This is a genomic window from Eikenella corrodens (assembly GCF_900187105.1).
In the GTDB taxonomy this organism is placed as follows: Bacteria; Pseudomonadota; Gammaproteobacteria; order Burkholderiales; family Neisseriaceae; genus Eikenella; species Eikenella corrodens.
Genome location: NZ_LT906482.1, coordinates 268,243 through 293,064, shown reverse-complemented (window position 1 = coordinate 293,064; position 24,822 = coordinate 268,243). Strand labels below are relative to the sequence as shown.

20 protein-coding genes are annotated in these 24,822 nt (G+C 56.0%); 5 read left to right on the top strand and 15 right to left on the bottom strand.

Translation table 11 applies throughout. The features are described from left to right. Window positions 1-442: 442 nt before the first annotated feature. Genes CKV94_RS01490 through def form a run of 6 tightly spaced genes read right to left on the bottom strand, consistent with a single transcriptional unit; the run spans window position 443 to window position 7,107 of the window. Window positions 443-1,717: a sigma-54-dependent transcriptional regulator gene (locus CKV94_RS01490; protein ID WP_003823311.1), complete on the bottom strand. Its 1,275-nt coding sequence runs from the start codon at window positions 1,715-1,717 to the stop codon at window positions 443-445. Beyond that, a complete protein-coding gene (locus CKV94_RS01485) occupies window positions 1,704-3,818 on the bottom strand; it encodes a sensor histidine kinase (protein ID WP_003823310.1) in 2,115 nt (704 codons plus the stop codon). Before CKV94_RS01485 ends, CKV94_RS01490 begins: the two co-directional genes overlap by 14 nt. A 9-nt stretch (window positions 3,819-3,827) precedes the next feature. Beyond that, a complete protein-coding gene (locus CKV94_RS01480; protein WP_035580169.1) occupies window positions 3,828-4,424 on the bottom strand; it encodes a DUF4390 domain-containing protein in 597 nt (198 codons plus the stop codon). Next, a complete protein-coding gene (gene rsmB, locus CKV94_RS01475) occupies window positions 4,387-5,646 on the bottom strand; it encodes a 16S rRNA (cytosine(967)-C(5))-methyltransferase RsmB (RefSeq protein ID WP_003823306.1) in 1,260 nt (419 codons plus the stop codon). Before rsmB ends, CKV94_RS01480 begins: the two co-directional genes overlap by 38 nt. Next, window positions 5,643-6,578, bottom strand: coding sequence for a methionyl-tRNA formyltransferase (gene fmt, locus CKV94_RS01470; RefSeq protein ID WP_003823305.1), 936 nt, complete (start codon window positions 6,576-6,578; stop codon window positions 5,643-5,645). Before fmt ends, rsmB begins: the two co-directional genes overlap by 4 nt. A 25-nt stretch (window positions 6,579-6,603) precedes the next feature. Beyond that, window positions 6,604-7,107, bottom strand: coding sequence for a peptide deformylase (gene def, locus CKV94_RS01465; protein WP_003823304.1), 504 nt, complete (start codon window positions 7,105-7,107; stop codon window positions 6,604-6,606). A gap of 187 nt (window positions 7,108-7,294) precedes the next feature. Here def and CKV94_RS01460 point away from each other — a divergent pair, with 187 nt between their 5' ends. Then, window positions 7,295-8,554 (top strand): LysM peptidoglycan-binding domain-containing protein, encoded by a 1,260-nt coding sequence (locus tag CKV94_RS01460; RefSeq protein WP_003823303.1) that lies wholly within the window; start codon window positions 7,295-7,297, stop codon window positions 8,552-8,554. 219 nt (window positions 8,555-8,773) lie between these two features. Here the strand turns inward: CKV94_RS01460 and CKV94_RS01455 are convergent, their stop codons facing one another. The 4 genes from CKV94_RS01455 to CKV94_RS01440 form a co-directional block, all read right to left on the bottom strand. Beyond that, window positions 8,774-9,208 carry a hypothetical protein gene (locus tag CKV94_RS01455; protein WP_003823301.1) on the bottom strand — a complete coding sequence of 145 codons (435 nt, stop codon included), beginning with the start codon at window positions 9,206-9,208 and terminating at the stop codon, window positions 8,774-8,776. 53 nt (window positions 9,209-9,261) lie between these two features. Further along, on the bottom strand, window positions 9,262-10,119 hold the full coding sequence (gene htpX, locus CKV94_RS01450) for a protease HtpX (protein WP_003823300.1): 858 nt from the start codon (window positions 10,117-10,119) through the stop codon (window positions 9,262-9,264). Window positions 10,120-10,413: 294 nt separating this feature from the next. Continuing rightward, window positions 10,414-11,724, bottom strand: a complete 1,311-nt coding sequence (locus CKV94_RS01445; RefSeq protein ID WP_003823297.1) for a M23 family metallopeptidase — start codon at window positions 11,722-11,724, stop codon at window positions 10,414-10,416. A 333-nt stretch (window positions 11,725-12,057) separates the two neighbouring features. Continuing rightward, complete coding sequence (locus CKV94_RS01440) at window positions 12,058-13,293, bottom strand: YihY family inner membrane protein (protein ID WP_003823295.1); 1,236 nt, start codon at window positions 13,291-13,293, stop codon at window positions 12,058-12,060. A gap of 195 nt (window positions 13,294-13,488) precedes the next feature. Here CKV94_RS01440 and rlmH point away from each other — a divergent pair, with 195 nt between their 5' ends. The 4 genes from rlmH to CKV94_RS01415 all read left to right on the top strand — a co-directional run bounded on the left by rlmH (window position 13,489) and on the right by CKV94_RS01415 (window position 16,959). After that, window positions 13,489-13,959, top strand: coding sequence for a 23S rRNA (pseudouridine(1915)-N(3))-methyltransferase RlmH (gene rlmH / locus CKV94_RS01435; RefSeq protein WP_003823293.1), 471 nt, complete (start codon window positions 13,489-13,491; stop codon window positions 13,957-13,959). A 438-nt stretch (window positions 13,960-14,397) separates the two neighbouring features. Next, a complete protein-coding gene (gene dnaQ, locus CKV94_RS01430; RefSeq protein ID WP_003823291.1) occupies window positions 14,398-15,120 on the top strand; it encodes a DNA polymerase III subunit epsilon in 723 nt (240 codons plus the stop codon). Beyond that, window positions 15,117-15,824, top strand: a complete 708-nt coding sequence (gene ispD, locus CKV94_RS01425; protein WP_003823290.1) for a 2-C-methyl-D-erythritol 4-phosphate cytidylyltransferase — start codon at window positions 15,117-15,119, stop codon at window positions 15,822-15,824. Before dnaQ ends, ispD begins: the two co-directional genes overlap by 4 nt. A gap of 817 nt (window positions 15,825-16,641) precedes the next feature. Further along, window positions 16,642-16,959, top strand: a complete 318-nt coding sequence (locus CKV94_RS01415; protein WP_080543234.1) for an NGK_0946 family protein — start codon at window positions 16,642-16,644, stop codon at window positions 16,957-16,959. Between the two features lie 146 nt (window positions 16,960-17,105). Here CKV94_RS01415 and CKV94_RS01410 read toward each other — a convergent pair whose 3' ends face one another. The 5 genes from CKV94_RS01410 to der form a co-directional block, all read right to left on the bottom strand. Next, window positions 17,106-17,735 (bottom strand): NAD(P)-dependent oxidoreductase, encoded by a 630-nt coding sequence (locus CKV94_RS01410; RefSeq protein WP_003823286.1) that lies wholly within the window; start codon window positions 17,733-17,735, stop codon window positions 17,106-17,108. Window positions 17,736-18,033: 298 nt separating this feature from the next. Further along, window positions 18,034-19,866 (bottom strand): heme anaerobic degradation radical SAM methyltransferase ChuW/HutW, encoded by a 1,833-nt coding sequence (gene hutW / locus CKV94_RS01405; RefSeq protein WP_003823284.1) that lies wholly within the window; start codon window positions 19,864-19,866, stop codon window positions 18,034-18,036. A gap of 290 nt (window positions 19,867-20,156) precedes the next feature. Then, window positions 20,157-21,821 (bottom strand): AMP-binding protein, encoded by a 1,665-nt coding sequence (locus CKV94_RS01400; protein ID WP_003823283.1) that lies wholly within the window; start codon window positions 21,819-21,821, stop codon window positions 20,157-20,159. Window positions 21,822-21,937: 116 nt separating this feature from the next. Then, the gene (gene mnmA / locus CKV94_RS01395; RefSeq protein WP_003823282.1) at window positions 21,938-23,044 is read right to left on the bottom strand and encodes a tRNA 2-thiouridine(34) synthase MnmA; all 1,107 of its coding nucleotides are present in this window, start codon (window positions 23,042-23,044) and stop codon (window positions 21,938-21,940) included. Between the two features lie 54 nt (window positions 23,045-23,098). Beyond that, window positions 23,099-24,556 (bottom strand): ribosome biogenesis GTPase Der, encoded by a 1,458-nt coding sequence (gene der / locus CKV94_RS01390; RefSeq protein WP_003823281.1) that lies wholly within the window; start codon window positions 24,554-24,556, stop codon window positions 23,099-23,101. Window positions 24,557-24,822: the final 266 nt, after the last annotated feature.

Below are 24,822 nucleotides of genomic sequence, written 5' to 3'. Positions count from 1 at the left end.
AGGGAGGCTAAAACACTTTATTTCCTACGGCATGGGTTCTGCTGTGCAGAAAAAATGTGCTTTATCTATAGCTGTAGCGCGGAGACGGTTTCTTAACATTACTTTGCGGTCTGAACCGCTGCAATGATACGCTAAGATGCGCAGTTTGTGCAGCTGTTACTGCTGATTTTTCGTGGGTCAGGTTGGTTTCAGGTAGCCTTTAAAGTAGCTAACTATTTTGTTGTATTGGGGCTTTTGCTAATTTTTGTTATGTTTATAAATGGAGGCAGCTGGTTTTAGCTGGGCAGCAACTCGGCTTTCTTCGGAGCCCTGGTTTTTATTTCTAAGCCGTGCTTTCAGGTAGCCTGTTGGTGGATGTTGCGAATAGGGCAGCTGCTAAATAATGCTACAGGCTACCTGAAAACCGTTGGATGGGATTTTCAGGTAGCCTGATTGGGCGGAACTATTTATTATCGTTGCTGCCTCGGCGGGAGAATTGAATGCCGAGCTGTTTGAGCTTGCGGTACAGGTGGGTACGCTCAAGGCCGACTTTCTGCGCCACTTTGCTCATGTTGTGCCCTTCTTGGGCAATGTGGTATTCGAAATAGCGGCGTTCCAAATCTTCGCGCAATTCGCGCAAGGGCAGGTCGAAGTTGAAGCCGCCCACTAGTTCGGAGGGTTGGTTGAGCGTGAATTGGCTGAGCACGGCCTGCACGTTTTCCAAACCGATTTCTTTGCTCTCGGCGGTGAGTACGATGCTTTTCACCACGCTGCGCAGCTGCTCGAAGTTGCCCGGCCAGTCGTATTGGCGCAGGGCATTCAGGGCTGCGGTGTTGAATTTAACGGCGGTTTTGCGGCTTTCGGAAAACTCTTGAATCAGCTGCTCTACCAAGAAAACAATATCTTCCGGCTGGTTGCGCAATGGAGGGATGCTGACCATGATGGCCGAAAGATTGTTGAGCAGGCGGCTGTCGTAGTCTGGGCTGGTGATCAGCTCTTGCACCGGCTGGCTGCAGGCGCAGATGATACGCACGTTGTAGCGATCGGCCTTGCCTAAGAGGAAGAGGATGCCTTGCTGGATACTTTTGCCATATTGGGCGATGTCGCCCAGATAGAGCACGCCGTTGCTGGCTTTTTGCAGCAATTCGATGGGGCTGCTGCTGATTTGCTCGATTTTGCCGGGTTCCACCCAGGGGGCGTTGCCGGTTTGGAAGTAGTGCGCCACCAGTTCGAACGGTGAACCGGGCTCGCCGGAGAGCAGCACGGGGGTTTGGGTGCGGGCGGCGCGTTCGAGCTGCTGGTTGAGCTGCTTCACGGCTTCGCTGGTGCCGAGTTTATCCAGCGACATGGTGGAGGAGGCCTGCATGGCGCTATGCTTGAAGGCGCGTTCTACGGCAGCCAAAAGCTTTTGCAGGGCGATGGGTTTTTCCAAGAAATCCAGCGCGCCGATTTTGGTGGCTTCCACCGCGGTGTCGATGCTGGCGTGGCCGCTCATCATCACCACGGGCATGTTGAGCTGGCCGGATTTGGCCCACTCTTTGAGCAGGGTAATGCCGTCGCAATCAGGCATCCAAATGTCCAGCAACACCATGGTGGGGCGGGTTTGGTTTCGAAGTTGGCGGGCTTCTTCGGCATTTTCGGCCAGAGTAACCGAATAACCTTCGTCTTGCAGGATTTCCGACAGCAAATCGCGGATGCCCACTTCATCATCTACAATCAAAATATCACTGCTGCGCATCGTTTTCCATCAGTAGGGGTAAAGTAATTTTCACACAAGCCCCGCCTTCCGGGCGGTTGGCCAGCGATATGCGGCCTTTGTGCTCTTCAATGATTTTTTTCACCACCGGCAAGCCCAAACCGGTGCCGCTGGGTTTGTCGGTAACGTAGGGGTCGAAGGCGTGGAGAAGCATGTCTTCGCTGAAACTTTTGCCGTTATTGCAAATGTTTAGCGCCACTTTCTCATCTTGCACCGCTGTTTGGATGAATACTTTTGGCTGTTCATCTGCAGCGGCAGCTTCGGCACCGTTTTTCAAAATATTGTGCAACACCTGGCGCATGGCGCCGGCATCGGCTTCGACCACGGCTTCTATATTACTGAAATCCGCTTCAAATGTACAATTTGAGCCCTCATACAGCACCAAAAGCTCGGCAGCCAAAACATTTAAATCGATACGTTCCAGTTTGAGTTTTGGGGCTTTGGCGTAGTTGCGGAAGGCTTCAACCATGTCTTTCATGGCAGCCACCTGGTTGACGATGGTGTTGGTGGCTCGCTCAAGCATGGCGGCGTCTTTATCGTCCAGCTTGCCGTCGAGCTTCCAGGCCAGGCGCTCGGCGGAAAGTTGGATGGGAGTGAGCGGATTACGGATTTCGTGCGCCAAGCGCTGGGCCACTTCGCCCCAGGCAGCTTCTTTCTGCGCCTGCACCAGGGCGGTTACGTCGTCGAACACGAGTACGGTGCCGGCGCCGTTGTCTTCAGGCAGACGGGTGGCCTTGCCCAGCAGGATACGGGATTCGTCGGGTGCGGCGTAGGTGAGCTGCACGGGTTTGTCGCTATCGACAGTAGGGAGGATAGCAAGCAGTACTTGGGCGGCTAGCGCCTCGGCTACGCCGAGCTTATGCCATTCGTGCACGCTGGTTTCGCTGCAGGCGGCCAAATCGAGCATCAGGATTTGTCCGGCGCTGCTGTTGCAGGCTTTCAGGTAGCCTTGGTTATCGAGCGTAACCACGCCGCTGGTCAGGCTGGAGAGCACGCATTCGAGATAGTGGCGGGCAGCCTCCTGGCGGATATGGGAGGAGTTGAGCTCGGCGGTCATGTGGTTAAACAGGGTGGTGAGGCGGCCGAGCTCGTCGTTGCGGTATACGGCCAGCTGCTGTGAATAATCGCCCTGTGCCACGGAGCGTGCACCGGCAGCCAAGGAGAGAATCGGCGCGGTGAAGCGTTGGGCGAAAAACAGGGCAATCACCAGCGCGAGCAAAATCGCCAGCAGGGTAGCCATCAAGAGGGTGAACAGGAAGAAGGTTTGCAGGCCTTGTTTGGCATAGCTGATTTCGGCGTAGCGGGCGCGGGCGGCTTCAATCAGGGTGACGTCGTCGGCCACTTGTTTCTGCACCGGCTGGCGGAAGAATAAAATATAGTGTTGGCCGTGCAGCTCTGGCAGGGCGAGCCAGCCTTGGGCATAGAGCGTGTGGCCGACGTTAGCCACGCTACGGGCACTACCGGTGGTTTTCACCTGTTCAAGAATGTCGCGTGTGAGCTCGGGTGGCGGCAATTTGTCGGCATCCGGCTGGCGGTATTCGGCGGCAGGGCTTAAGGTTTTGCTGTCGTAGAGCGCGAGTTGGTCGAAGTCGCTGTTTGCAGAAAGCTGCCCCAGAGCCTGCTTTGCATCTTGCTGCAACGACATTTCGCCGATTAAGGCTACCTGAACGGCGGCAGCCTTGCGCACCGAGGTATCCAGCGCCAAATCCAGCGCAGATTTGCTTAGATTCAGGCTGCGTTCTAGCGCTTGTTCGGTTTCATTGCCAAACCAGGAATCGATACTGTGTGAAATAAATTGAGCCGACACGCCGAATAAGAACAGGCCGGGCAGAATGGCCACCAACATAAACATTTTGGCCAGGCGCAGGGCGGTTTGCGAGCCGAACACCCGCCTGCGTCGGTCGAGCCAGAGTTTCCACAGCTGGGAGATAAGAATGGTGAGCAGAATGCCTAAGAGGGCGGCACTGAAGGTGAGAATCCACCAGAAATACTGCGCCAGCTTGCTGGCGTGGCCGGTAGCGAGCGCCAGCACATACAGGGCGAGCATGCCCAGAACAGCGATGAAGGTGAGCAGACGGCGCATGGTTTCCCTTTATTGCTGGCTGATGAGCAGTTTGCGCCAGCCGGAATCGAGCTGCCAGCTCTTTGAAGTTTCGCCGTTGATTTGGAAGGGGCGCGGCAAATCGCTGATGCTCAGGCTTAAGCGGATGTCGGCAGCCACGTCGGCGGGGGCGGTGTCGGAGAGTGTGCCTTTGTCGAGCACTTGCCAGTTGGCTACCGCGCCAACGGCCTTCAGTGCGGTGGGCAGGGTGCCGTATTCGGTGGAAAACGAGCCGACGCTGACACGGTAGCGGTCGGTGAGCGGGTGGTAGGCGAGTTTGTAGTTGATGGTTTGCGCTGAACCGACCAGCTGGCCGAGTCGCCAGCGGTAGGCGGCCAAGGTGGGCGATTGCAGGCGGTAACTGAGCTGGAAGTTGAGCGGTACGCCTTGTTTGAGGGCTACCTGAAGCTGGCCGGGCAGCTCGGTTTGGAAGCGGCTGTTTACCGACAGGCGACCATCGGTGGTGAGCGTGGCGCTGGAACGGGTAACGTTGATGCCTTCCGCCCGCGCGCCCATGGCTGCAAAGGCCAGCAGGCAGCAGGCGAGCAGGCTAAGCAGTTTTGTGGATAAGCGCGTAATAGAAGCCATCTTGGTGCGGATTGGGTAACAGGGTTTCGCTACGTGTGCAGGCAGCGTCGGGGTGGCGTTGCAAAAAGGCTTGCAGCTGGCTGCCGTTTTCTTCGGTAAACAGCGAGCAAGTGGACAGGAGCATCCTGCCGCCAGGCTTGAGCGTGCGCCACAGGGCATCGAGCAGATCAGTTTGCTGGGCAGCTGTGTTCTTGGCATCCTGCGGCCGGCGCAGCCATTTGATGTCGGGATGGCGGCAGGCAACGCCCGAGGCGGTGCAGGGCACGTCCGCCAGCACTGCGTTGAACAGGAGGCCATCATAACACGAAGCCCATTGCCGTGCGTCGGCTGCGTGCAGCTCGGCGCTTAGATTGAGGCGGCTTAGGTTGTCACGTACTTGTTGCAGGCGGGTGGGGTCGATATCGATGGCGGTAAGTGTGCAGTCTGCCCATTCGAGCAGGTGGCCGCTCTTGCCGCCGGGTGCGGCGCAGGCATCGAGTACGCGTTCGCCGTTTTGCACATTGAGCCAGGCGGCGGCTTGTTGTGCGCCCCAATCCTGCACGGATACGACACCTTCGGCAAACAGCGGCAGGGCGGACACGGGCACGGGCGTAGCCAGCATCACAGCGTGGCTACCGAGGATTTCGGCCTGCATACCGTGTTCGTCCAGGATTTTCAGGTAGCCTTCCGCATCGGTGTGACGGCGGTTGATGCGCAGGGTCATCGGTGGATGGCTGTTGAAGGCTTCGGTGATTTGCAGCCAGTGTTCGGGGTAGTCTCGCTGCAGCCGTTCGAGCCACCAGTTGGGCAGGTTGTAGCGGCCTTCGGGGCTTTGTTGCGCCTGCTGCATCAGGCTGTCGCGCTCGCGTAGGAAACGGCGGAGCAGGGCGTTGGTGAGGGCTTTGTATTGGCCTTTGCCGATTTTGCCAGCGGCACGTACGGCTTCGTTTACCACGGCATGGGCGGCGTTGCGGCTGTAGGCGAGCTGGTAGAGGGCGGCCAGTATCAGGCTGCGGATGTCGGCGCGGGGCAGGGGTTTGTTCAGCATCAGGTCGAGCAGGGCGCGCAGGCTACCTGAAAAACGTTGGCAGCCGTAGGCAATATCTTGCAGCGCGCCGCGTTCTTGGGCAGAGAGCTGCGGGTGGTCGCGCCAGATTTCGGCCAGTACGTCGGACAGGTTGCACCCGGCTTCAACGGCGGCCACGCTGTGGGCGGCGAGGGTTTGTACGTTGGACAGGCTCACGTGCTTTCCGCTCCGAATCGGCTGCCGGCGGCGACAGGGTGGCCGGCCAGAAAGGCGGCGGCTTCCATGCGGGCGCTGCCGGCAGGCTGCAGGATTTGAATCAACAATGAGCCGCTGCCGCAGGCTACCTGAATACCGTTTTTATCGGCTTGTAACACGCTGCCAGCCACGCCGCCAGCGGAACTAACTTGTGCAGCCCAGATTTTCAGTGGTTTGCCATGGTAGTCGCACCAAACGCCGGGCACGGGATTGAAGGCACGGATGCGGCGTTCGATGGCTTCGGCGGGCTGTGTCCAATCGATTTGGGCATCGGCTTTGCTTAATTTATGGGCGTAAGTGATGCCGTGTTCAGGCTGGGGCTGGGCATTGCGTTGAGAATGGTGTTGCAAATCGGCAACAATGGCGTGCGCACCAATTTCGGCCAGTTTGTCGTGCAGGGTTTGGGCATTGTCGCTAGGGAGAATTGGGCAGGGATGGCGGCTGATGACGGCACCGGTGTCGAGCCCGGCATCCATTTGCATGATGCAGATGCCGGTTTCGCTATCGCCTGCTTCAATAGCACGTTGGATGGGTGCGGCACCGCGCCAGCGTGGCAATAGCGAAGCATGGATATTGAGACAGCCGTGGCGCGGAATATCGAGCACGGCTTGCGGCAGTAACAGACCGTAGGCGGCCACTACCATGATGTCGGCTTCCACGGCACGTAGCATTTCTTGTGCGGACTCACTTTTCAAGCTTTCGGGTTGGGCTACCTGAAAACCAAGTTCGAGCGCGGTTTTTTTCACGGGTGAAGCTTGCAGCTTCATGCCGCGCCCTTTAGGGCGGTCGGGCTGGGTGAGCACCAGCGGGATATCGAAGCCGGCCTCGGCAATGGCGCGCAGGGCATCGACGGCGAAATCGGGGGTGCCGGCAAAAATTACTTTGCGAATCATGGTTTCAGGTAGCCTCTTGCTTGGATTAGAGCGTGTGTTTGTCGAGTTTCTTCATCTTGGTTTTGATGCGTTCCTGCTTCAGACGCGACAGATATTGCACGAAAACTTTGCCGTCGAGGTGGTCGATTTCGTGCTGAATACAGATGGCTTGCAGGCCGTCGGCATGGATGGTGTAGGGCTTGCCTTCTGCATCCAACGCTTCAGCCACGATGCTTTCGGCACGGGTTACCTTGTCGTATACGCCTGGTACAGAAAGGCAGCCTTCTTCATATATGGTTTCGCCATCGCGTTCGATAATCACTGGATTAATCAGTACTTGCAGTTGGTCGCGGCTTTCAGATAAGTCCATCACCACCACACGTTCGTGCACGTCCACCTGAGTGGCGGCCAGGCCGATGCCTTTTGCTTCGTACATCGTTTCGGCCATGTCGGCCACCAGTTGTTTGATGCGCTCGTCCACCTGTTCTACTGGTTTGGCCACCAAGTTCAGGCGGGGGTCGGGATAGCGCAAAATATTCAGTAAAGCCATTTGATTTCTTTCTTAAGTGTGCATAGATAGATACGTTCTTGTTGCAGTTGTAACGGTTTTTTCGCCTGAATACTGGCGCAAGATACCTAAAATGTTCTATGATTCCGTTAATTTCATCAACAACAACGTAAATAAAGCGTTATCAGGTTCGTTAATCCTAACGTTAATCCTAAAGGGAAACTCTCTCATGAGAAAACATATTATAACCTTGCTTTGCGCCATTGGCTTGACTGTTTCTGCATTGCCCGCCGAGGCCGGGCCTCTGCGTGTGCGCCCCAACGCTCCTGCACGCTACACCGTGCGTACCGGCGACACCTTGTGGGGCATTTCCGGCAGATACCTTTATCGCCCATGGAAATGGCCGCAGCTGTGGGGCGCCAACCGCCGCACCATCCGCAATCCTCATCTGATTTATCCGGGCCAAGTGCTGGTGTTGCACTATGTAAACGGCCAGCCGCGCCTGCGCGTAGATAACGCTGGTGGTATCCCCACCGTTAAATTGCAGCCGCGCGTGCGTGAAACTTCTTCCGGCTACGGCATCTCCACCCTGAATCTGAACTACTACCGCATGTTCATGAAACACCCGCAGGTGATTGCCCGCCGTACCACTCAAGATGCACCGCGCATCATCGCCGGTCCGGAAGGCAAAACCATGTACTCCTTGGGTGACCGTATTTATGCCTACGGCATTACTGAATCGGGTGAATACTTGGTTTACCGCCCGGTTAAAGACATTATTGATCCTGAAACTGGCAAATTTATCGGTCAGCTGGTTGTGTTCAGTGGCAAATTGGCTACTCTGCCGGTAACCAGTACTGCTTTGGCCGAACGTTCTGAAAGCGATCGTCAAGCCCTGCCGGACAACCAATATTACACCCGCCATCATCCGCTGGTGAAAGTGCCGACCGAAACCGCACAAGCTTTGCAGATTCGTGAGCAAGTGGCTGAAATCCGCCAAGGCGACTATCTGTTGCGCTATAACGGCGAAGAAAACGCCTTTAATATGATGCCGCATGAGCCGGAAAACCAAGTGCGTGCCCGTATCGTGGACGTACTGGATGGTATCAGCGAAGCCGGCCGCTTCAGCACCATTATCTTGAACAAAGGTTCTGCTGATGGTTTGGATAAAGGTACCGTGGTAAGCCTGTACCGTCAGAGCCGCCAAGTGCGCACCGATATCAATCCGAGCCCGACTGTGAAATATGTAAGTATTCCGGCTGAAGAAATCGGCTTGGCTATGGTGTATAACGTGGGCGAACATGTTTCTTCCGCCATCGTGCTGGAATCTAGAGTAAACGTATCAGTGGGTGATTTGGCCACCGAGCCCGGTCACGATTTGGATGATATGGGGCATCAGTACCGCCATGTACCCAATAATCCGCAAGGCCCGTATGAATACGACCATCACCAATACGACTTACGCAGCAATATCGATCCAACCCGTTAAGCGTGAAGAAGTGTGATGGAATCAAAGGCTACCTGAAAATTCAGGTAGCCTTTTGTTATAGGGCATGGTGTTGGAATAGGCAGAAATACTGTTGGGATGCCTCCAAAGGTAGCGGGTATAGTGGGCTTGAATTTATTGTATCGATGTTGTATTTATCTTTTTCAAGTTTCAGGTAGCCTTGAGTAAGCATTGTACCGGGCACAGGTATCCAAGTGATGGCTAGCTGAAATGTTGCGCCCATAGTTTCCGCATGATAGGGGTGATGGGAAATTCATCATCCAAGTCTTCATCCAGCAGCGACCAATAGCGCACGAGCGGGTGGAAATCCTGCCATTGCTGTTCTAGTAAGGCACAAATAGAGTGTTCGATTGCCGAATCGGGTGCGGCTTCTTCAGCCAGGTAATCATTGAATGAGGCAAGGATGAGCCCCATCAAGGCGTGCTGTTCGTGGTATGAGAAGCTGCTGGTTTGGTAGGCATGGATGAACTCGGGCAGGCGATCCGGGTTGGCGTTTTCCAATTCCCAGTCTTGCATCTTGGGGTGGCAGGCTAGGCCGAGAAGGCTGCTGAGTTTTTCGTAGAAGTGCATAGCTGAGATGAGTTTGCTATTGGCTGGCTGGATGATAAAGGCTACCTGAAAATTGCTTGCCGGCATTTTCAGGTAGCCTTTTACTGTTTGGGCTGGCAGAACCTGCCCGCCAAACTGATTTAATAGTTCAGCCGTTGGAGGCGGGCAATGCGGTCGTCGAGGGTGGGGTGGGTGCTGAACAGGGAGCGCAGGGTGCTGTCGTTGATGCCCATGGCGGCCATTTGCGGCGGTAGGCTGCTTTGGCTGCCTTTGAGCCGTTGCAGGGCGCAGATCATTTTGGGCGCGCCCACCAATTTGGCGGCGCCGGCATCAGCACGGTATTCGCGCTGGCGGCTAAACCACATCACGATGATGCCGGCCAGCCAGCCGAAGATCACTTGCAGCACCATGCTGACTATAGTTTGGATGGCGTTGCCGCCGCTGTCTTGCTGCCGATTTTGGCGCAGGGAGGAGGCAATCACGGAAGCGATAATTTGGGAGAAAAACAGCACGAAAGTATTCACCACGCCTTGAATCAGGGTGAGCGTAACCATATCGCCGTTGCCGACGTGGGCCATTTCGTGCGCGAGCACGGCTTCCACCTCATCGCGGCTCATGAGCTGCAAGAGGCCGGTGCTGACGGCAACCAGCGAGCTGTTGCGGCTAGCGCCGGTGGCAAAGGCATTGGGCTCGGGCGACTCATAAACGGCCACTTCGGGGGTTTGCAGGTTCCATTGTTTGGCCTGGGCTTCCACCACACGCACGAGCCAATCTTCGGTTTCGTTGCGCGGCTGGCGGATAACGTAGGCACCCACGGCCTGCTTGGCGCTGCTTTTCGACATGAGAAGGGCAATCAGCGAGCCGGAAAAGCCGGTGATGGCGGAGAGCAGCAGCAGGCCGGAGATGTCTTGCGGATTGAGTCCGAGCAGCCCGAACAGCAGGCGGGCGGCCAGGAGCACGGCCATATTGGTGAGGAGGAAGAGGATTATGCGCTTCACGGTATCAGTCTGGGTGGTTTGGTTTCAGGTAGCCCTTGGGCTTCTGCTTTATGTTTACTACTGGCCGCTGCGGCATGATGTTGTTGTGCCGCTTTGGCGGGAATGTTGTTGGGTGTGCTGTTGGATGCGGTAGTTTCTTGGCGAAACTGGTTTATTGCTTTTATGTGGTAAAGCCGAGGTTTCAGGTAGTCTTTTATTGTTGCGGCAATCAGGCAATATATTGCCACAAAATCGCTGCTTTGAGGCTACCTGAAAATCAGTTTCTTGGTTTCTTATCGTTAAATCAACCGCCCATCAATCCAGCTGGGCGACGGTTTTGCCGATGCCGCGCAGTTGGGCGAGTTTTTGTTCCACAGTTTGCTGCTGGCGGCGGAATTCGGCCAGCTCGGCAGTGGTGAGCCGTTTGGCGGGCAGGGCGACACCGGCGGGGTTGACCGGCACGCCGTTGAGGCGCACTTCGTAGTGCAGGTGCGGGCCGGTGCTGCGGCCGGTGGTGCCGATGAAGCCGATGATGTCGCCGGCGCGTACGCGCTGGCCGGGGGCGGCATTGGCGGAAAACGCGCTCATGTGGCCGTAGAGCGTTTGCATACTGTCGCTGTGGCGCAGGATCACGGTATTGCCGTAGCCACCTTTGGGGCCGCGGAATTCCACAATGCCGTCGGACGGGGCGTGAATCGGCGTGCCGGTGGGGGCGGCGTAGTCGATGCCGGTGTGCATGCGCAAATAGCCTAATATCGGGTGGACGCGCACGCCAAAGGGCGAGCTGATGCGGCTGCCCGGCACGGGCTGTGTTTCAAAACCTTTCTTCAGCGGCTGGCCGTGTTCATCGTAGTAGCGGCCGTTGCCGTCTTCGCCGAAGTAGTAGGCGCGGTAGAGCTTGCCTTGGTGGCTGATTTCTACGGCGAGGATGTCGCCCATGGAAATTTGCTGACCGTGAAAGTAGTTTACCTGATAAAGGATGCGCACGGTATCGCCGGCTTCGAGTTTGTAGAGATCAAGCCGGTTGCTGAACAGTTCGCGCAGTGAATCACGGACTTCGGCAGGAATTTCGGCACGCGACATGGTGCCGGCGGTGGTGCCGCTGGAGCGGATGATAACGGATTTGAGCGTGGACAGGGTGGTGGTTTTCACGTCGTCGGTTTTGGCCTGCCAGCGGTTGCCGGCATAGGCTAAATCAACCAGTTGGGTTTCGCCGTTGTCGTCGTCGTTGAAAAACTGCACCTGCACGGGGCGGCGCTGGGCATCGAGTCTGAGGCTGACGGTTTGGTCGGGGTGCAGGTGGGGCTGTTTGCCTTCTGAGGCGGCAGCTTGGGTGATGTCTTGAATTTGCTGGGCGGAAAGGTTGAAACGCTCCAACACGTTGCGCAGGGAGTCGCCGGGCTGGATGACTTCATCGCTCCAGTAGCCGGTGGCCGGGGTTTTGCCTTTGGCGCGCACGGTGGCGAGTTTTTCCACAATGCGTTTGCTCTGCATCGCGCCTTCCGGCTTGGCCGAGGCGGCAGCGATGATGGCAATTAAAATGAACACGCCCAGCAGCGCAGCGGCCGCAACAAGGGCGATGCGGGCACGGCGTGGCAGGCGGGAAAATAGGGCGGATGGGGACACGATTTGGCAGGATGCCGTTGCGGCAAACGGGTCTATCAGAAGCGCGCTATTTTAATGGATAGGCAGGGCAGGGCGGGTGCCGCTTTGCGGTTTTTTACTTGTTATTGAACTAGGGTGCGGCTGGAAACCGACACAGGCTCGGCAAACGGCTGGGTTTGATTGGGAATTTTGGCTTCAGGTAGCCTGTTCTTTGCGTAAAGGCTACCTGAAAAATGTTATGAACGCTGGATAGCGGCGGAACATGGTATCGGCTTATACCTTTACTGAATAATTTTCAGGTAGCCTTTATCGTTTGTAAAAGGCTACCTGAAAAGCAAAACAACGCCTTGTGTATTAACTATCCTGCTGTTGATTGAGCCGGATAAATTCGGCCATGGTCATGTCGGCGGCGGTGATGGCGGGCGTCATGATTTGTTGCACGGTGCGGCCGATGGAATCGTTAGTGTGGGTATGGCTGCCATACACGAACAGCTGGAATAAGTCGGCCACGCGGATGGCTTCGGGGCTGGTTTTCAGCATCCAGCCGTTGCGCAGGCTTTGCGCAATGTAGCCGCGTCGCGCGAGTTGTTCCAGCAGGTCGCCCAGTTCGTCGTAGCCCAGCTGGATGTGGCGGCGGAACTGTTGGGTTTTCAGGCTTTTGCCTTGGCTTTGTGCTTGGGCGAGCAGGGTGAGGATGCCTAAAGCATCGTGAAACCGCGTGCCGTGGCAGCCTTGGCGGCGGAAGGCATTGCCTTCCCAATAGGAAAGCGAGGCGGCCAGGAGCGCGCCGCTGAGGATGACAATCCAGTTTAAGTTGAGCCACAGCAGGAACATTGGCACGGCGGCAAAGGTGCCGTACACCAACTGATAGCTGTTGAAGTTGGCCACATACAGACCGAAGCCGCGCCGCAACAGCTCGATAGACACGGCCGCCAACGCAGCGCTGATCAGGGCGTGGCGGAGGGGCACATAGCGGGCGGGCACGAGCTTGTAGAGCAGGCAGAGCATGCTCCAGGTGGCGGTGAGGGCAACCGTGAATTGCAGCAGCGAGGCGAGCAGCGGGTAGTGCAGATAAAACAGGGTGCGCCGCCACACCACGCCCCATAGCGACATACCCACGCCCACCAGCAGCGGCCCCAGGCTGAGCAGCGCCCAGTACACCAGCACGCGGGTAACGATGCTGCGCGGGCGTTTCACCCGCCAAATTTGGTTGAATGTGCGCTCTATGGTGTGCACCAGCATTAGCGAGGTGATGATCATCATGGCGATACCGATAGCGGTGAGGCGGCTGGCGTGGTCGCGGAATTGGAAAATATAGTCGCTTACTGCCGCCACGCCGGCCGGCATCATGATTTCCGATACCAAGCGGTGAAATTGGGCAGAAAAATCGGCAAACACGGGAAAAGCGGACACCACCACCACGACCACGGTAAACAGCGGCACCAAGGCCAGCAGCGTGGTAAATGTGAGGCTTGACGATACCTGCGGAATGTTCACTTCATAAAAGCGCGCATAGAGGAAACGGGCAAACGCCAGCGTCCGCGAGCGGCGCAGGGGTTCGGGCAGGGAGAATTTTGGCAGTAGGCGCATGGTGTGTTGGGGCTACCTGAAAACCCGTTTTGGTTTTTCAGGTAGCCTGTGTATTTGGTTTAAATGATGGCGGCTGAATGTTTTAAAATAATAGCGTTGCGGGCCAGCCGAATCAGTCGGCCTGCCGCATTGTAAAATAATGTTATTGAAAAGACAAAACCATCCTGCCAGGGCAGGGCGGGAGCGAGGCAAACCATGAACATCACCGTATTGGCCGTGGGCAACAAAATGCCCGGTTGGGTGGACGAAGCTGTGAAGGAATACGCCAAACGTTTCGGCCGCGACATCAAATACACCTTGAAAGAAATCAAGCCGGAAAAGCGCGGCGCGGGCGTGAATGCGGCGCAGGGCATGGCGGCGGAAGAAAAACGCATCTTGGAAGCCATGCCGGCCGATGCGTTTTTGGTGGTGTTAGACGAGCGCGGTGTTGCGCCCACTTCGCAGGAGCTGGCAGGCTACCTGAAAAAATGGCAGCAGAACGGCCAGCATGTTTACATGGTAATCGGCGGGGCAGACGGGCTCACCGAGCGCATCAAACAACAAGCCGGCCTGATGCTGCGCCTCTCCAGCCTTACCCTGCCGCACGGCATGGTGCGCGTGTTGCTCACCGAACAGCTGTATCGGGCGGTGTCGATTCTGCATAATCATCCGTATCATCGTGAGTAATAGTTTGGTGAAAACCGCGCATAAAAAATCGCCCCGACAAAAGCGGGGCGCAAAAGGAACACAAACCACTACCAAAATTGGGCATCCCGCCATCAGGCAGAATGTTGAAATTTGGCGGTTCGGCACAAGGCAGAGCAACCTTGCTTTGCCGAACGTGAATGCATCATACCGAAAAACAACCGAATTAGCAAATGATAATTATTTTTATTATATTAAAATGATGTAATATCTTGTTAATTTGGTATGTTATAATTTTCGAAAGATAAGCTAAATCAACGTAATAAAACCCAAATCTGCCTATCAATAGCTACTCTAGCATTTTCCGTCAGCTCACTCTAAATCAACGCATCGTTGGCACGACTGCCAATCCTGATTCAAAGTTAATCCGCTATGGGGTAAGATGCCGACCGTTTGCCAACATTATAAAGCTCTGCCCTGATGAAACATTTGCGCCAAATCATTCTTGATACAGAAACTACCGGTTTCTACTACGACCGTGACGACCGCCTCATCGAATTTGCCGGTCTGGAAATGATCGACCGCCGCCTCACCGGCAACTATCTGCATTTATACGTCCATCCCGAACGCGATATTCCAGAAGAAGCCGCCAAAGTGCACGGCATTACGCTAGACCAGCTCGAAGGAAAGCCCAAGTTTGCCGAAATCGGGCAGCAGATCGCCGACTTTATTGCCGGCACCGAGCTGGTTATCCACAACGCCCCGTTCGATGTGGGCTTTCTCAACGCCGAATTCCGCCGTGCCGGGTTGCCGAGTGTGGAGGAGCTGACTGCTAATGTAGTGGATACGCTGGTGATGGCGCGCGCCATGTATCCCGGCCAGAAAAATTCGCTGGATGCCTTGTGTACCCGCCTTGAAGTCGATCGCAGCAAACGCGTATTCCACGGCGCATTAATCGACTGCGAACTGCTGAGCGAAGTTTATCTGGGCATGACCCGCTCGCAATTCAGCTTGGCCGACCAGTTTGCCGAAGAAGAAAGCGCCGAAGCCGATGCGCCCGCCGTGGTAATCGCGCCTACCGAGCGCCCAGCGCAGCTGAAAGTGCTGGCCGCCAATGCCGAGGAGAATGCCGCTCACGAAGCCTATCTGGACGAACTGGACAAAAAAGTCGAAGGCGGCAGCATCTGGCGGAAAACGCCATGAGCCGCTATTTCGCCCTCGTGCCCGCGGCCGGCGTGGGCAGCCGCTTCGGTGCCGCCCTGCCCAAACAATACGTGCAGATAGCCGGCCGCACCGTGCTGGAGCACACCCTGCGCCGCCTGTTGGCCGAGCCGCAGATTGTTCAGGTAGCCGTGGTGTTGGCGCGGGATGATGCGTGGTTTGAACAGGAAGTGAGGCAACCTGAAAACTTGGCTGCCAAACTGCGAACGCTGTATTGCGGCGGCGAGAGCCGTGCTGAAAGTGTGTTTAACGGGCTGAATTCGCTGCTGAAACACGGCGTGATTCGGCCGGACGACAAAGTGCTGGTGCACGATGCCGCCCGCTGCTGCCTGCCGGCCGAAGCCTTGTGGCGGCTGTTGCAAGAAGCCGGGCAGCATTCGGTTGGCGGCATTTTGGCTTTGCCCGTGGCCGATACGCTCAAGCGCGGCAACGGCGAAAATCATATTGCCGAAACAGTGAGCCGAAGCGGTTTGTGGCAGGCACAAACCCCGCAGTTATTCCCCGCCGCATTGCTGCAACGGGCGCTGGCTGATGCCAATCCGGCAGAAATTACCGACGAGGCCTCCGCCGTTGAGCGGCTGGGTTTGCAGCCCCTGCTGGTGCAGGGCGACAGCCGCAATTTGAAATTGACTTGGCCGGCAGACGAGAGGATTGCACGGCTGCTGTTGCAGGATGAGGCTACCTGAAAAAATCAGGTAGCCTTTTTGAGTTGGCAAGTTTATTAGAAAGGAATAATGGTTTAAAAAAAAGGGTTATTTTAGGTTCTTTGGTGCCAGTTTTTTAGGTGGCCATTAAGAAGGGAAGGTCACTTGAAAAGTTGAAGTTTAGGTGTTGCATATATGTTTAAGTGCTAATTTACTTTCTGTTTTTTGTTGAATGAGTTTGGTTGATTTTAAATGTAATCAGAATATGGAAGAGGTATTTGATTATTAAGCTTGTTGGGTATATGGAAATCCAAAGGGTTAGATGGTTATACAGGATCTTAGGAAAAAGATTATATCGTAAAGATATATTCAAAAATATGTATGTAAACTGTGTTTGATCAGTAACTGTAGGCGGATTATTAAACTAGATAAATTAGGTATTACATGCAGTAATATCAATGTTTTGGCAAATATAGATATTCAAATTTACAATGTAAGCAAGAGGTAAGGTTAAGTAAACATTCTAGTTTTAGAGGCCTGTTTAAACACAAGGAGGAGTGTTATGAGAAGTCAATTGTTGTTGATGGTAACGACGGCTATGTTGCTAGGTGGCTGTGCCTATGGTGAGCAGAAGTTTGTTGACACTCGGTCGCCTGCCGAGATAGCAGCCGATGCTAGGGCTGTTGATCGGGCAGAGCGTGCAGAACGAGCAGAGCGACGTAATGAGCGTCGGCAGGAGCTGATGGATGAGGCTAATGCTAGACGTCGTGCCAACCAAGGGAGTAGGCATATCTACTATCATTTCCACTAGTAATCATGCTGTTTTGTTTATTTTATTTATGCTTTTAGGAGTTTAAAAATGAAAAAGTTTGCATTACCTTTGGCGTTGATTATTGCTTTGACTGGTTGTGCTTCTAGTGGTTCAGTAGGTAATTATGCGATCGGGGATGATAATGTTGCTATTAACGCTGGTCGCAACCGTGATTCAGCACAAATCAGCCGTGCTCAGCTTGACCAACATCGTCGTCAGCGGCAGAACGTTTCGGAAGAATTGGCATTGGAACGTGAAAAACGTGCAAATGCTCATAACGCAGTACGTGAAAACTTGACAACAGGTGCTGCGACTATCGGTATAATTGGTGGGGCGGCTGGTTTAATCCGCAGTTTCCGTCACTAAGCATACAATGTATTGGGAGTGTGGAGGGTGGTAGGTTATCTGAAAATTTAGGTATAGGTATTATGCTGTAGTCCTCTGCTCAAACCGTAAATTAGGCAAACAATTTATTGTTTGCCTAATTTTTATGAGTACTTATCGGAAATATCCTACTCAGAAGTGACCGAATACGCTTTGCCCTCGTGCCCGTCTTCGTCGATGATTTGGCGCACTGCGGCGGCGAGGGCAGTGCGGGTCATGTATTGGCGGGGGATGGCGGGGAGCTGTTCGTGCAGCTGGTAGGCGGTGTCATCGCCGTCGGCAAGGCCGCAGGGGCGCAGGATGGTCCAGGCGAGGGGGCTTTGGCGCAGGGCGTTTTCAGCTTCGGTTTTGGCGGCCACGGCTTCGCCCAGGGCTTGTTTGAACATATCGCTCATCAGCTCGTATTGTTCGCCGCAACCCATGCTGGTGACGAGGATGAGGCGGGCTTTTGGGGCGTGCTGTTCGAGGGTGCGGATGATGTGCAGGTTGCCGGTGGCGTCGCTGCGGATGCCTTGTTCGTTTTTGCCGCCGACAAAGCTGACGACGGTGTCGGGCCGGTATTGCTGCACGGCTTGAGCGACGGCTTCTGCGTCAAGTGCGTCGGCAACGGTGGTGCGGATGTGGTGGTCGGCGAAAAATTCGTCGGATTGTTGTTCGGGCAGCCTTAATGCGGCGACGGCGGTTTCGCGTTCGAGGGGGCTTAATTGGTGAATGAGTTGGCGGCCGCTGGGGCAATTGGCGCCGAATATCATCAGCATGGGGGTGCTCCTGTTTGGGGTTGAATGGATGCAGGCTGCTTTTTGGGTTTTCAGGTAGCCTTTAAGCGGTGTTTTCGGGGTTCGGTTTTAAACGGGGGTTGCTGTGTTGCGCGGTTTTGCCCTCTCCCTAACCCTCTCCCACGAGAGAGGGGATTGGGTGGTTATTTTTCCGCTACTGGTGTGCTCCGAAACCATATTTGTTAAATGTTCAGGCTGCTTTTGATGTTTCAGGCAGCCTGCACTTTGATTTCTGGGGTGCAGGCTGCTTTCAGGTAGCCTTTGGGCGCTGGGCGCGGGTTCAGGCGAACAGGGCGCGCATGGCTTGGATTTGGTTTTGTTTGAGTTCGCCGGCTTCGTCGCGGCCGACGAAGATTTTGAACATGGCGCCGCCGTTGCGGTTCACGAAGTTGAGCGACACGGTGTCTTTGCCCATGAAGGGGCGTTCGATCAGGTAGATGGCGGCGCAGTTTTCGTAGTAGATGTGGCCGTGGATGCCGCCTTCTTCGGCGTGTTCGAAGTTGTAGAAGCCGCGGCCGACTTTGCCGTTGGGGATTTTGCCGGTCACTTCGGCAATCACGTCGGGGGTGTGGGCGATGAAGGTGACGGCTTCGTTCCAGCCGGCCAGCGCCTGCATGATTTCGACAAAGCGGCTGCCTTCGGTTTTTTTGATGAGTTGGGCGGGCAGGCAGTTGATGACGTCTTCAAAGCTGCATTGGTGTTGCCCGGCAAGCATTTCGAGGATTTGGCCGGGGTTTTCGGCCAGTGAGTTGCGCAATACGGTTTGTTGTTCGCTGGAGAGTTTTTGCATCGTGTTTTCCTTTTCGTCAGGTGGGAGGGACATCATGAGTTTACGGGTGAGGGTGGGCGACCAATAGCGGCCGCTGGTGTTGAGGATGGCTTGGCCGTCCTCGTGAATGGTTAGCAGATCGGCTTGCCGCCATTGGCGCAGCAGGGTTTGCGCTTCGGCGTTGTCGGCAAACAGGGCGGTGTCGATGCGGCCGAGTTCGATGTCGTGCTGCACTTGGCCGAGCAGGGTTTTGTGTTTGCCGTGGCGGCTCATGAAGGAGAGGGCTTTTTGGCCCGGCGGGGCTTTCAGGTAGCCTTTGAGGTCGCTCTGCACTTGGTAGCTGAAGCCGCCGAAGTTGCCGCCTGCGCCGGAGCCGAAGGCGAGGCAGGGCATATTGGATTTGACGAGGGTGTTGTAGCGGTTGCGCTCGCCGCGGCCGGGGTAGGCGAAATGGTTGTTGCTCACTTGCTGCCAGCCGAGCCGAGTGAGTTCGCGCACGGCGTAGGCGTAGTGTTGGGATTGCACGTCGAAGCCGAGCGGCGGCGGGAATGCACCTTTTTCAATCATGCGGTTGATGGGCAGGAAGGGGTAGCAGTTGAAGGCGTAGGTGTCGAGGCCGGACAGTGGCAGGCCGGCGGCGCGTTCGATATCGTGCGCCCAGATGTCGTCGGTTTGGCCGGGCAGGCCGAAAATCAGGTCGGCCACAATCACGGCGTCGAGGCCGCACAGTTCTTTCAGGTAGCCATAGGCTTCTTCGCCGCTGTGTTTGCGCCCGAGGCGGCGGCGGATGGCGGTGTTGAAGGTTTGAATGCCGATAGAAATGCGGTTCACGCCTGCTTCGACGGCGGCGCGGGCTTTGTCGAGCCCGAAATGGCTCATGCGGCCTTCGAGGGTGAATTCGCAGTCGTCGGCCAGCGGCAGGTATTGGTAGCAGGCGCGGATGAGACGCACCAAGTCGGGCGTATCCAGCGCGGTGGGCGTGCCGCCGCCGAAATACACGGCTTGGATTTTGCCGTTGCCGGTGCGTTGTTCGGCTTCGGCGGCCAGCTCTTCGATGACTTTGTCCACATATGCGCCGCCGTGTTCTTCTTTCCAGGCGTTGCGATAAAAGCCGCAGAACACGCAGTGGTTGGCGCAGAAGGGGATGTGGAGGTAGGCCAGGCCGTTGGTGTCGAGCGAATGGGCGATTTGGCTTTGCCACAGTTTCTGCCATTGCGGCATCGGCACGGGCACGCCGCCCCAAATCGGCATCAACGCCTGCCTTTCGGGAAAGGCTTGCGGCGCGGCTTCTTTCGATGGCCAGCGGATGGTTTGGATGGCGGGCGGGGAGGCGGTGGCGGGCATAGGATTTCTTATGGCTAGATGGTAAGCAAAATAAGAATTAATTTTACTACACAGAAGGGTGTTGCTGAAATAGCAGAGCAGGGGCATTTTGCTTGGCATTGTTTTAGCAGTTTATTTTTATAAGCTTTTTATGAATAAAGGCTACCTGAAAAACCACGATGGTGGTTTCAGGTAGCCTTTTCTATGTCTGGCAGAATTGCCGAAGCTTAATTTCACTTTACGCCAGTTTGCAAAAAAATAGGCAGCCGGCGTACAACCGGGCTGCCCATGTTTTGCTTTGCTGCCAGCAGCTATTTTTCTTCCCGCAGCTCGCGGCGCAGGATTTTGCCCACGTTGGATTTTGGCAGCTCTTCGCGGAACTGGATGTCTTTCGGCACTTTATAAGCGGTGAGCTGGGTGCGGCAGAAGGCGATGAGCTCTTCGCGGGTGAGCGCCGGGTCTTTTTTCACCACGAACAGGCGCAGGGCTTCGCCGGTTTTGTTGCTGGGCACGCCGATACAGGCGGCTTCCAGCACCATCGGGTGCTTCGTTACAACATCCTCCACTTCGTTCGGATAAACATTGAAGCCGGACACCACAATCATGTCTTTTTTGCGATCCACCAGCTTGATGAAGCCTTTTTCGTCCATTTTCACCATGTCGCCGGTGGCGAGGAAGCCGCGCTCGTCCATCACGGCGGCGGTTTCTTCGGGGTGTTGCCAATAGCCCTGCATGATTTGCGGGCCTTGGATGCACAATTCGCCGATTTCGCCCAGCGGCGCTTCGTTGCCGTCGTTGTCGCGGATTTCTACCACGGTGTTGGATACGGGTAGGCCGATGGTACCGTTGTATTCGCTGATATTCAGCGGGTTGGCGCACACGCCGGGGCTGGCTTCGGTGAGGCCGTACACTTCCACAATAGGCTGGCCGGTGAGCGCTTTCCATTGTTTGGCCACGTTTTCCTGCACCGCCATGCCGCCGCCCAGACACAGCTTCCAGCTGGAGAAGTCTATGCTTTGGAAGTCGGGGTGGTGGAGCAGGGCGTTAAATAGGGTGTTGACGGCGGGCAGCACGCTCACGCGGTATTTTTTCAGCTCTTTGATGAAGAATTTAATATCGCGCGGGTTGGTGATGAGCAGGTTTTGCGCACCGATGCGGGTGAAGATCATCAGGTTTACCGTGAGCGCGAACACGTGGTACATCGGCAGCGCGGTTACCACCAATTCTCCCTCGACGGTGAGGTTGGATTGAATCCACTCTTCGGCCTGCAGCATATTGGCGCAGATATTGCCGTGCGAGAGGACGGCGCCTTTGGATACGCCGGTGGTGCCGCCGGTGTATTGCAGGAAGGCGGTGTCTTCCAGCGTAACCGGCACGGGATGGAAGGTGTGTGCCGTGCCTTGTTTGAGCGCGTGGTTGAAGCGCACGAAGTGGGGCAGTTCATAAGGCGGCACCATTTTTTTTACGTGGCGCACAATCAGGTTCATCAGGCCGCCTTTGAAGAAGCCGAGCAAATCGCCCACCGAGGCGAGGATGATGTGTTTCACATCGGTTTCGGCCACCACTTCGGCCAGCGTGTGGGCAAAGTTTTCCAACACCAGAATGGTGGTGGCGCCGCTGTCTTTCAGCTGGTGTTGCAATTCGCGCGGGGTGTAGAGCGGGTTGACGTTCACCACGATGCCGCCAGCCTGCAAAATGCCGAATACGGCCACGGGGTATTGCAGCAGGTTTGGCAGCATCACGGCCACGCGCGCGCCTTTTTCCAGCTTGAGCACGTTTTGTAGATAGGAGGCGAACTGCTCGGCCAGGCGCGCGGTTTGGGCATAGGTTTGCACCTTGCCGAAGTTGGTAAAGCCGGAGCGTTTGCCGTAGAGGTAGGCGGTTTCGTGGAATACTTCGCAGATCGAGCTATAGCGGCGCACGTCGATTTCGGGGCGTACGCCTTCCTGATAACTTTGCAGCCAGATTTTTTCCAATTTGGTCTCCTGATAGTGGCTACCTGAAAATTCAGCTTCGCAGCAACTTGCCGCGCCGTGCTTTCAGGTAGCCTTTAAGGTTTGTGTTGCTGGGTTTTATGTTTGGTTTAAATAGGTTAAACGCCTGCGCCGGCTTGGTCGATAATGCCGCCGCCCAGACAAACGTCGCCATCATACAGCACGGCGGATTGGCCGGGGGTAACTGCCCATTGCGGCGCATCGAATACCAGCTCGGCAGAGTCGTCGCCTAAATAGCGCAGTTGGCAGGGCGCATCGGCCATGCGGTAGCGGGTTTTGCAGGTATAGCGGCCTTCGGGCGGGCGGCTGCCGTGTGCTTCGCCGGGGTTTTCAGGCAGTGTCCAGCTTAATTGGCTCATGGTGAGGCTACCTGAAAATAACATCGGGTGTTGGTGGCCTTGCACCACGATTAAACGGTTAGCGGCCAAATCTTTGCCGGCTACAAACCACGGCTCACCTGCGCCGCCGATGCCTAAGCCTTTGCGCTGGCCGAGGGTGTAGAACATCAGGCCGATGTGCTTGCCCACGACTTTGCCTTCGGGTGTCACCATATCGCCTTCGCAGGTGGACAGGTATTTTTGCAGAAATTCGCGGAAGGGGCGCTCGCCGATGAAGCAGATGCCGGTGCTGTCTTTTTTGGCGGCGGTGGGCAGGCCGGCTTCGGCGGCGATGCGGCGCACTTCGGGTTTTTCCAAGTGGCCTAGCGGGAAGAGGGCGCGCTCGAGCTGATGGGGCTGGAGGCGGTAGAGGAAGTAGCTTTGGTCTTTGTTGGCATCCAGACCTTTGAGCAGGTAATGCTTGCCGCTGTGCACTTCTTTACGGGCGTAGTGGCCGGTGGCGATGGCTTCGGCGCCTTGCTCGACGGCGTAATCCAAAAAGCATTTGAATTTGATTTCGGCGTTGCACAGCACATCGGGGTTGGGCGTGCGGCCGGCTTGGTATTCCTGCAGGAAGTAGGCGAATACTTTGTCTTTGTATTGGGCGGCGAAATTGACGATGTCGATGTCGATGCCGATGATGTCGGCCACGGCGATGGCGTCGAAAGAATCCTGCTTGATGCTGCAGTATTCGTCGTTGTCGTCGTCTTCCCAGTTTTGCATGAACACGCCGCGCACTTGGTGTCCCTGCTGCTTGAGCAGGTGGGCGGTTACAGAGGAATCGACGCCGCCGGACAGGCCGACGATGATGTTTTGCGGGGTAGGCATAGTGTTTGGTTTCTAGGTGGGGCTACCTGAAAGTTTTCAGGTAGCCTTTTAATTTTAAGACTGGCCTTGCCGTTTTTTCACGCTCACTTGGCGTTTTTTGGTTTTGGCTTTGCTGCGGGCTTTTTCATCGCGTTTGGCGATGCGGTTGCTCAGGGTGGTGCGGCGCAGGGGTTTGTTTTTGGTTTTTTCCGCCGTGTCTTCGTAGGGGTTGTCGGAAATATTGTATTGGATGCGCAGCGGCGTGCCTTGCAGGTTGAAGGCTTTGCGGAAGGTTTGCGTGAGGTAGCGGGTGTAGCTGTCGGCCACGTGTTGCAGCGAATTGCCGTGAATCACGATTACGGGCGGGTTCATGCCGCCTTGGTGGGCATAGCGCATTTTCGGGCGCACCAGACCGGCGCGGGCGGGCTGCTGGCGTTCGATGGCCGATTGCAGCACGCGGGTGATTTTGGGCGTGGGCATTTTGATAAAGGCCGCGTCGTAGGCCGATTGGATGCTGGCAAACAGGCCGTCAATGCCGCGCTCTTTCAGGGCGGAAATGAAGTGGAATTTGGCAAAATCAAGGAAGTGCAGCTTGTGTTCGATGTCTTTTTTAATCGTGTTGCGCCGCTCTTCGGAAATGCCGTCCCATTTGTTTACCGCCACCACCAGTGCGCGCCCGGCCTCCAGCGCGAAACCGGCGATGGTGGCGTCTTGGTCGGCAATGTCTTGCTGCGCGTCCAGCACCAATACGGCCACATTGGAGGCTTCTACCGCCTGCATAGCCTTGATCACAGAGAATTTTTCCACCGCTTCTTCCACTTTGCCGCGGCGGCGTACGCCGGCGGTGTCGATGATGGTGAAGGGCTTGCCGTCGCGTTCGAAGTCGATATGGATGCTGTCGCGGGTGGTGCCGGCCATATCGAAGGCAATCACGCGCTCTTCGCCCAAAATGGCGTTCACCAGCGTGGATTTGCCCACATTTGGCCGACCGATGACGGCGAACACGGGGTGTTTGACCTCGCTGTCTTCTTCTGTGGCTTCGGGGAAGTTTTCCAGCACTTCTTCCATCAGGTAGTACACGCCGTCACCGTGTGCACCGGAAATCACGTGCGGTTCGCCGAGCGCCAGCTCATAGAATTCGGCGGCCAGCACATCGCGGCGGCCGCCCTCGCCTTTGTTTACGGCCAGATACACGGGGCGAGGCGATTGGCGCAGGCGGTCGGCAATGATTTTGTCTTGCGGCGTGAGGCCGGTGCGCGCGTCCACCAGGAAAATCACGGCATCGGCTTCATCCACGGCCTGCAGGGTTTGCTTGGCCATTTCGTGCAGGATGCCGCTGTCCACCACAGGTTCGAAGCCGCCGGTGTCCACCACGAGATAGGGCTTGCTACCCACTTTGCCGTGGCCGTAATGGCGGTCGCGCGTGAGGCCGGGCAGATCGTGCACCAGCGCGTCTTTGGTGCGCGTGAGGCGGTTGAATAGGGTGGATTTGCCCACATTGGGGCGGCCGACTAGGGCGATGGTGGGTTTCATGATGGTGGTCTTTCTGTATCAGGCTGCCTGAGCCGAGCAGCGAGCAGGTGCGCGGAGGCACGGAAGGGTTGGTGTGGCTTCGTTGGAAGCGGGTTTTCAGGTAGCCTTTGATTTTGGAGTGCGGCTGCCAAAAGTGTGTAGGCGAGATTATAGCTGGTTATGAATGGTTTGGCTTGGGGAGATGGGTCGGATAGATGGGGAGGTGGTGGTTTTGGTTTACGTTGAGGCCAATATTTTCAGGTAGTCTTCTTAGCAGCTGAAGGCTA

Bases quoted from the DNA above. Each gene is read 5' to 3' on its own strand.
- CKV94_RS01460 (WP_003823303.1), top strand. From the start codon at position 7,295: ATGAGAAAACATATTATAACCTTGCTTTGCGCCATTGGCTTGACTGTT.
- mnmA (WP_003823282.1), bottom strand. From the start codon at position 23,044: ATGCCTACCCCGCAAAACATCATCGTCGGCCTGTCCGGCGGCGTCGAT.
- fmt (WP_003823305.1), bottom strand. From the start codon at position 6,578: ATGATTCGCAAAGTAATTTTTGCCGGCACCCCCGATTTCGCCGTCGAT.
- CKV94_RS01480 (WP_035580169.1), bottom strand. From the start codon at position 4,424: ATGGCTTCTATTACGCGCTTATCCACAAAACTGCTTAGCCTGCTCGCC.
- dnaQ (WP_003823291.1), top strand. From the start codon at position 14,398: ATGAAACATTTGCGCCAAATCATTCTTGATACAGAAACTACCGGTTTC.
- CKV94_RS01490 (WP_003823311.1), bottom strand. From the start codon at position 1,717: ATGCGCAGCAGTGATATTTTGATTGTAGATGATGAAGTGGGCATCCGC.
- def (WP_003823304.1), bottom strand. From the start codon at position 7,107: ATGGCTTTACTGAATATTTTGCGCTATCCCGACCCCCGCCTGAACTTG.
- CKV94_RS01410 (WP_003823286.1), bottom strand. From the start codon at position 17,735: ATGCTGATGATATTCGGCGCCAATTGCCCCAGCGGCCGCCAACTCATT.
- rlmH (WP_003823293.1), top strand. From the start codon at position 13,489: ATGAACATCACCGTATTGGCCGTGGGCAACAAAATGCCCGGTTGGGTG.
- CKV94_RS01440 (WP_003823295.1), bottom strand. From the start codon at position 13,293: ATGCGCCTACTGCCAAAATTCTCCCTGCCCGAACCCCTGCGCCGCTCG.
- der (WP_003823281.1), bottom strand. From the start codon at position 24,556: ATGAAACCCACCATCGCCCTAGTCGGCCGCCCCAATGTGGGCAAATCC.
- CKV94_RS01415 (WP_080543234.1), top strand. From the start codon at position 16,642: ATGAAAAAGTTTGCATTACCTTTGGCGTTGATTATTGCTTTGACTGGT.
- ispD (WP_003823290.1), top strand. From the start codon at position 15,117: ATGAGCCGCTATTTCGCCCTCGTGCCCGCGGCCGGCGTGGGCAGCCGC.
- hutW (WP_003823284.1), bottom strand. From the start codon at position 19,866: ATGCCCGCCACCGCCTCCCCGCCCGCCATCCAAACCATCCGCTGGCCA.
- CKV94_RS01485 (WP_003823310.1), bottom strand. From the start codon at position 3,818: ATGCGCCGTCTGCTCACCTTCATCGCTGTTCTGGGCATGCTCGCCCTG.
- CKV94_RS01455 (WP_003823301.1), bottom strand. From the start codon at position 9,208: ATGCCGGCAAGCAATTTTCAGGTAGCCTTTATCATCCAGCCAGCCAAT.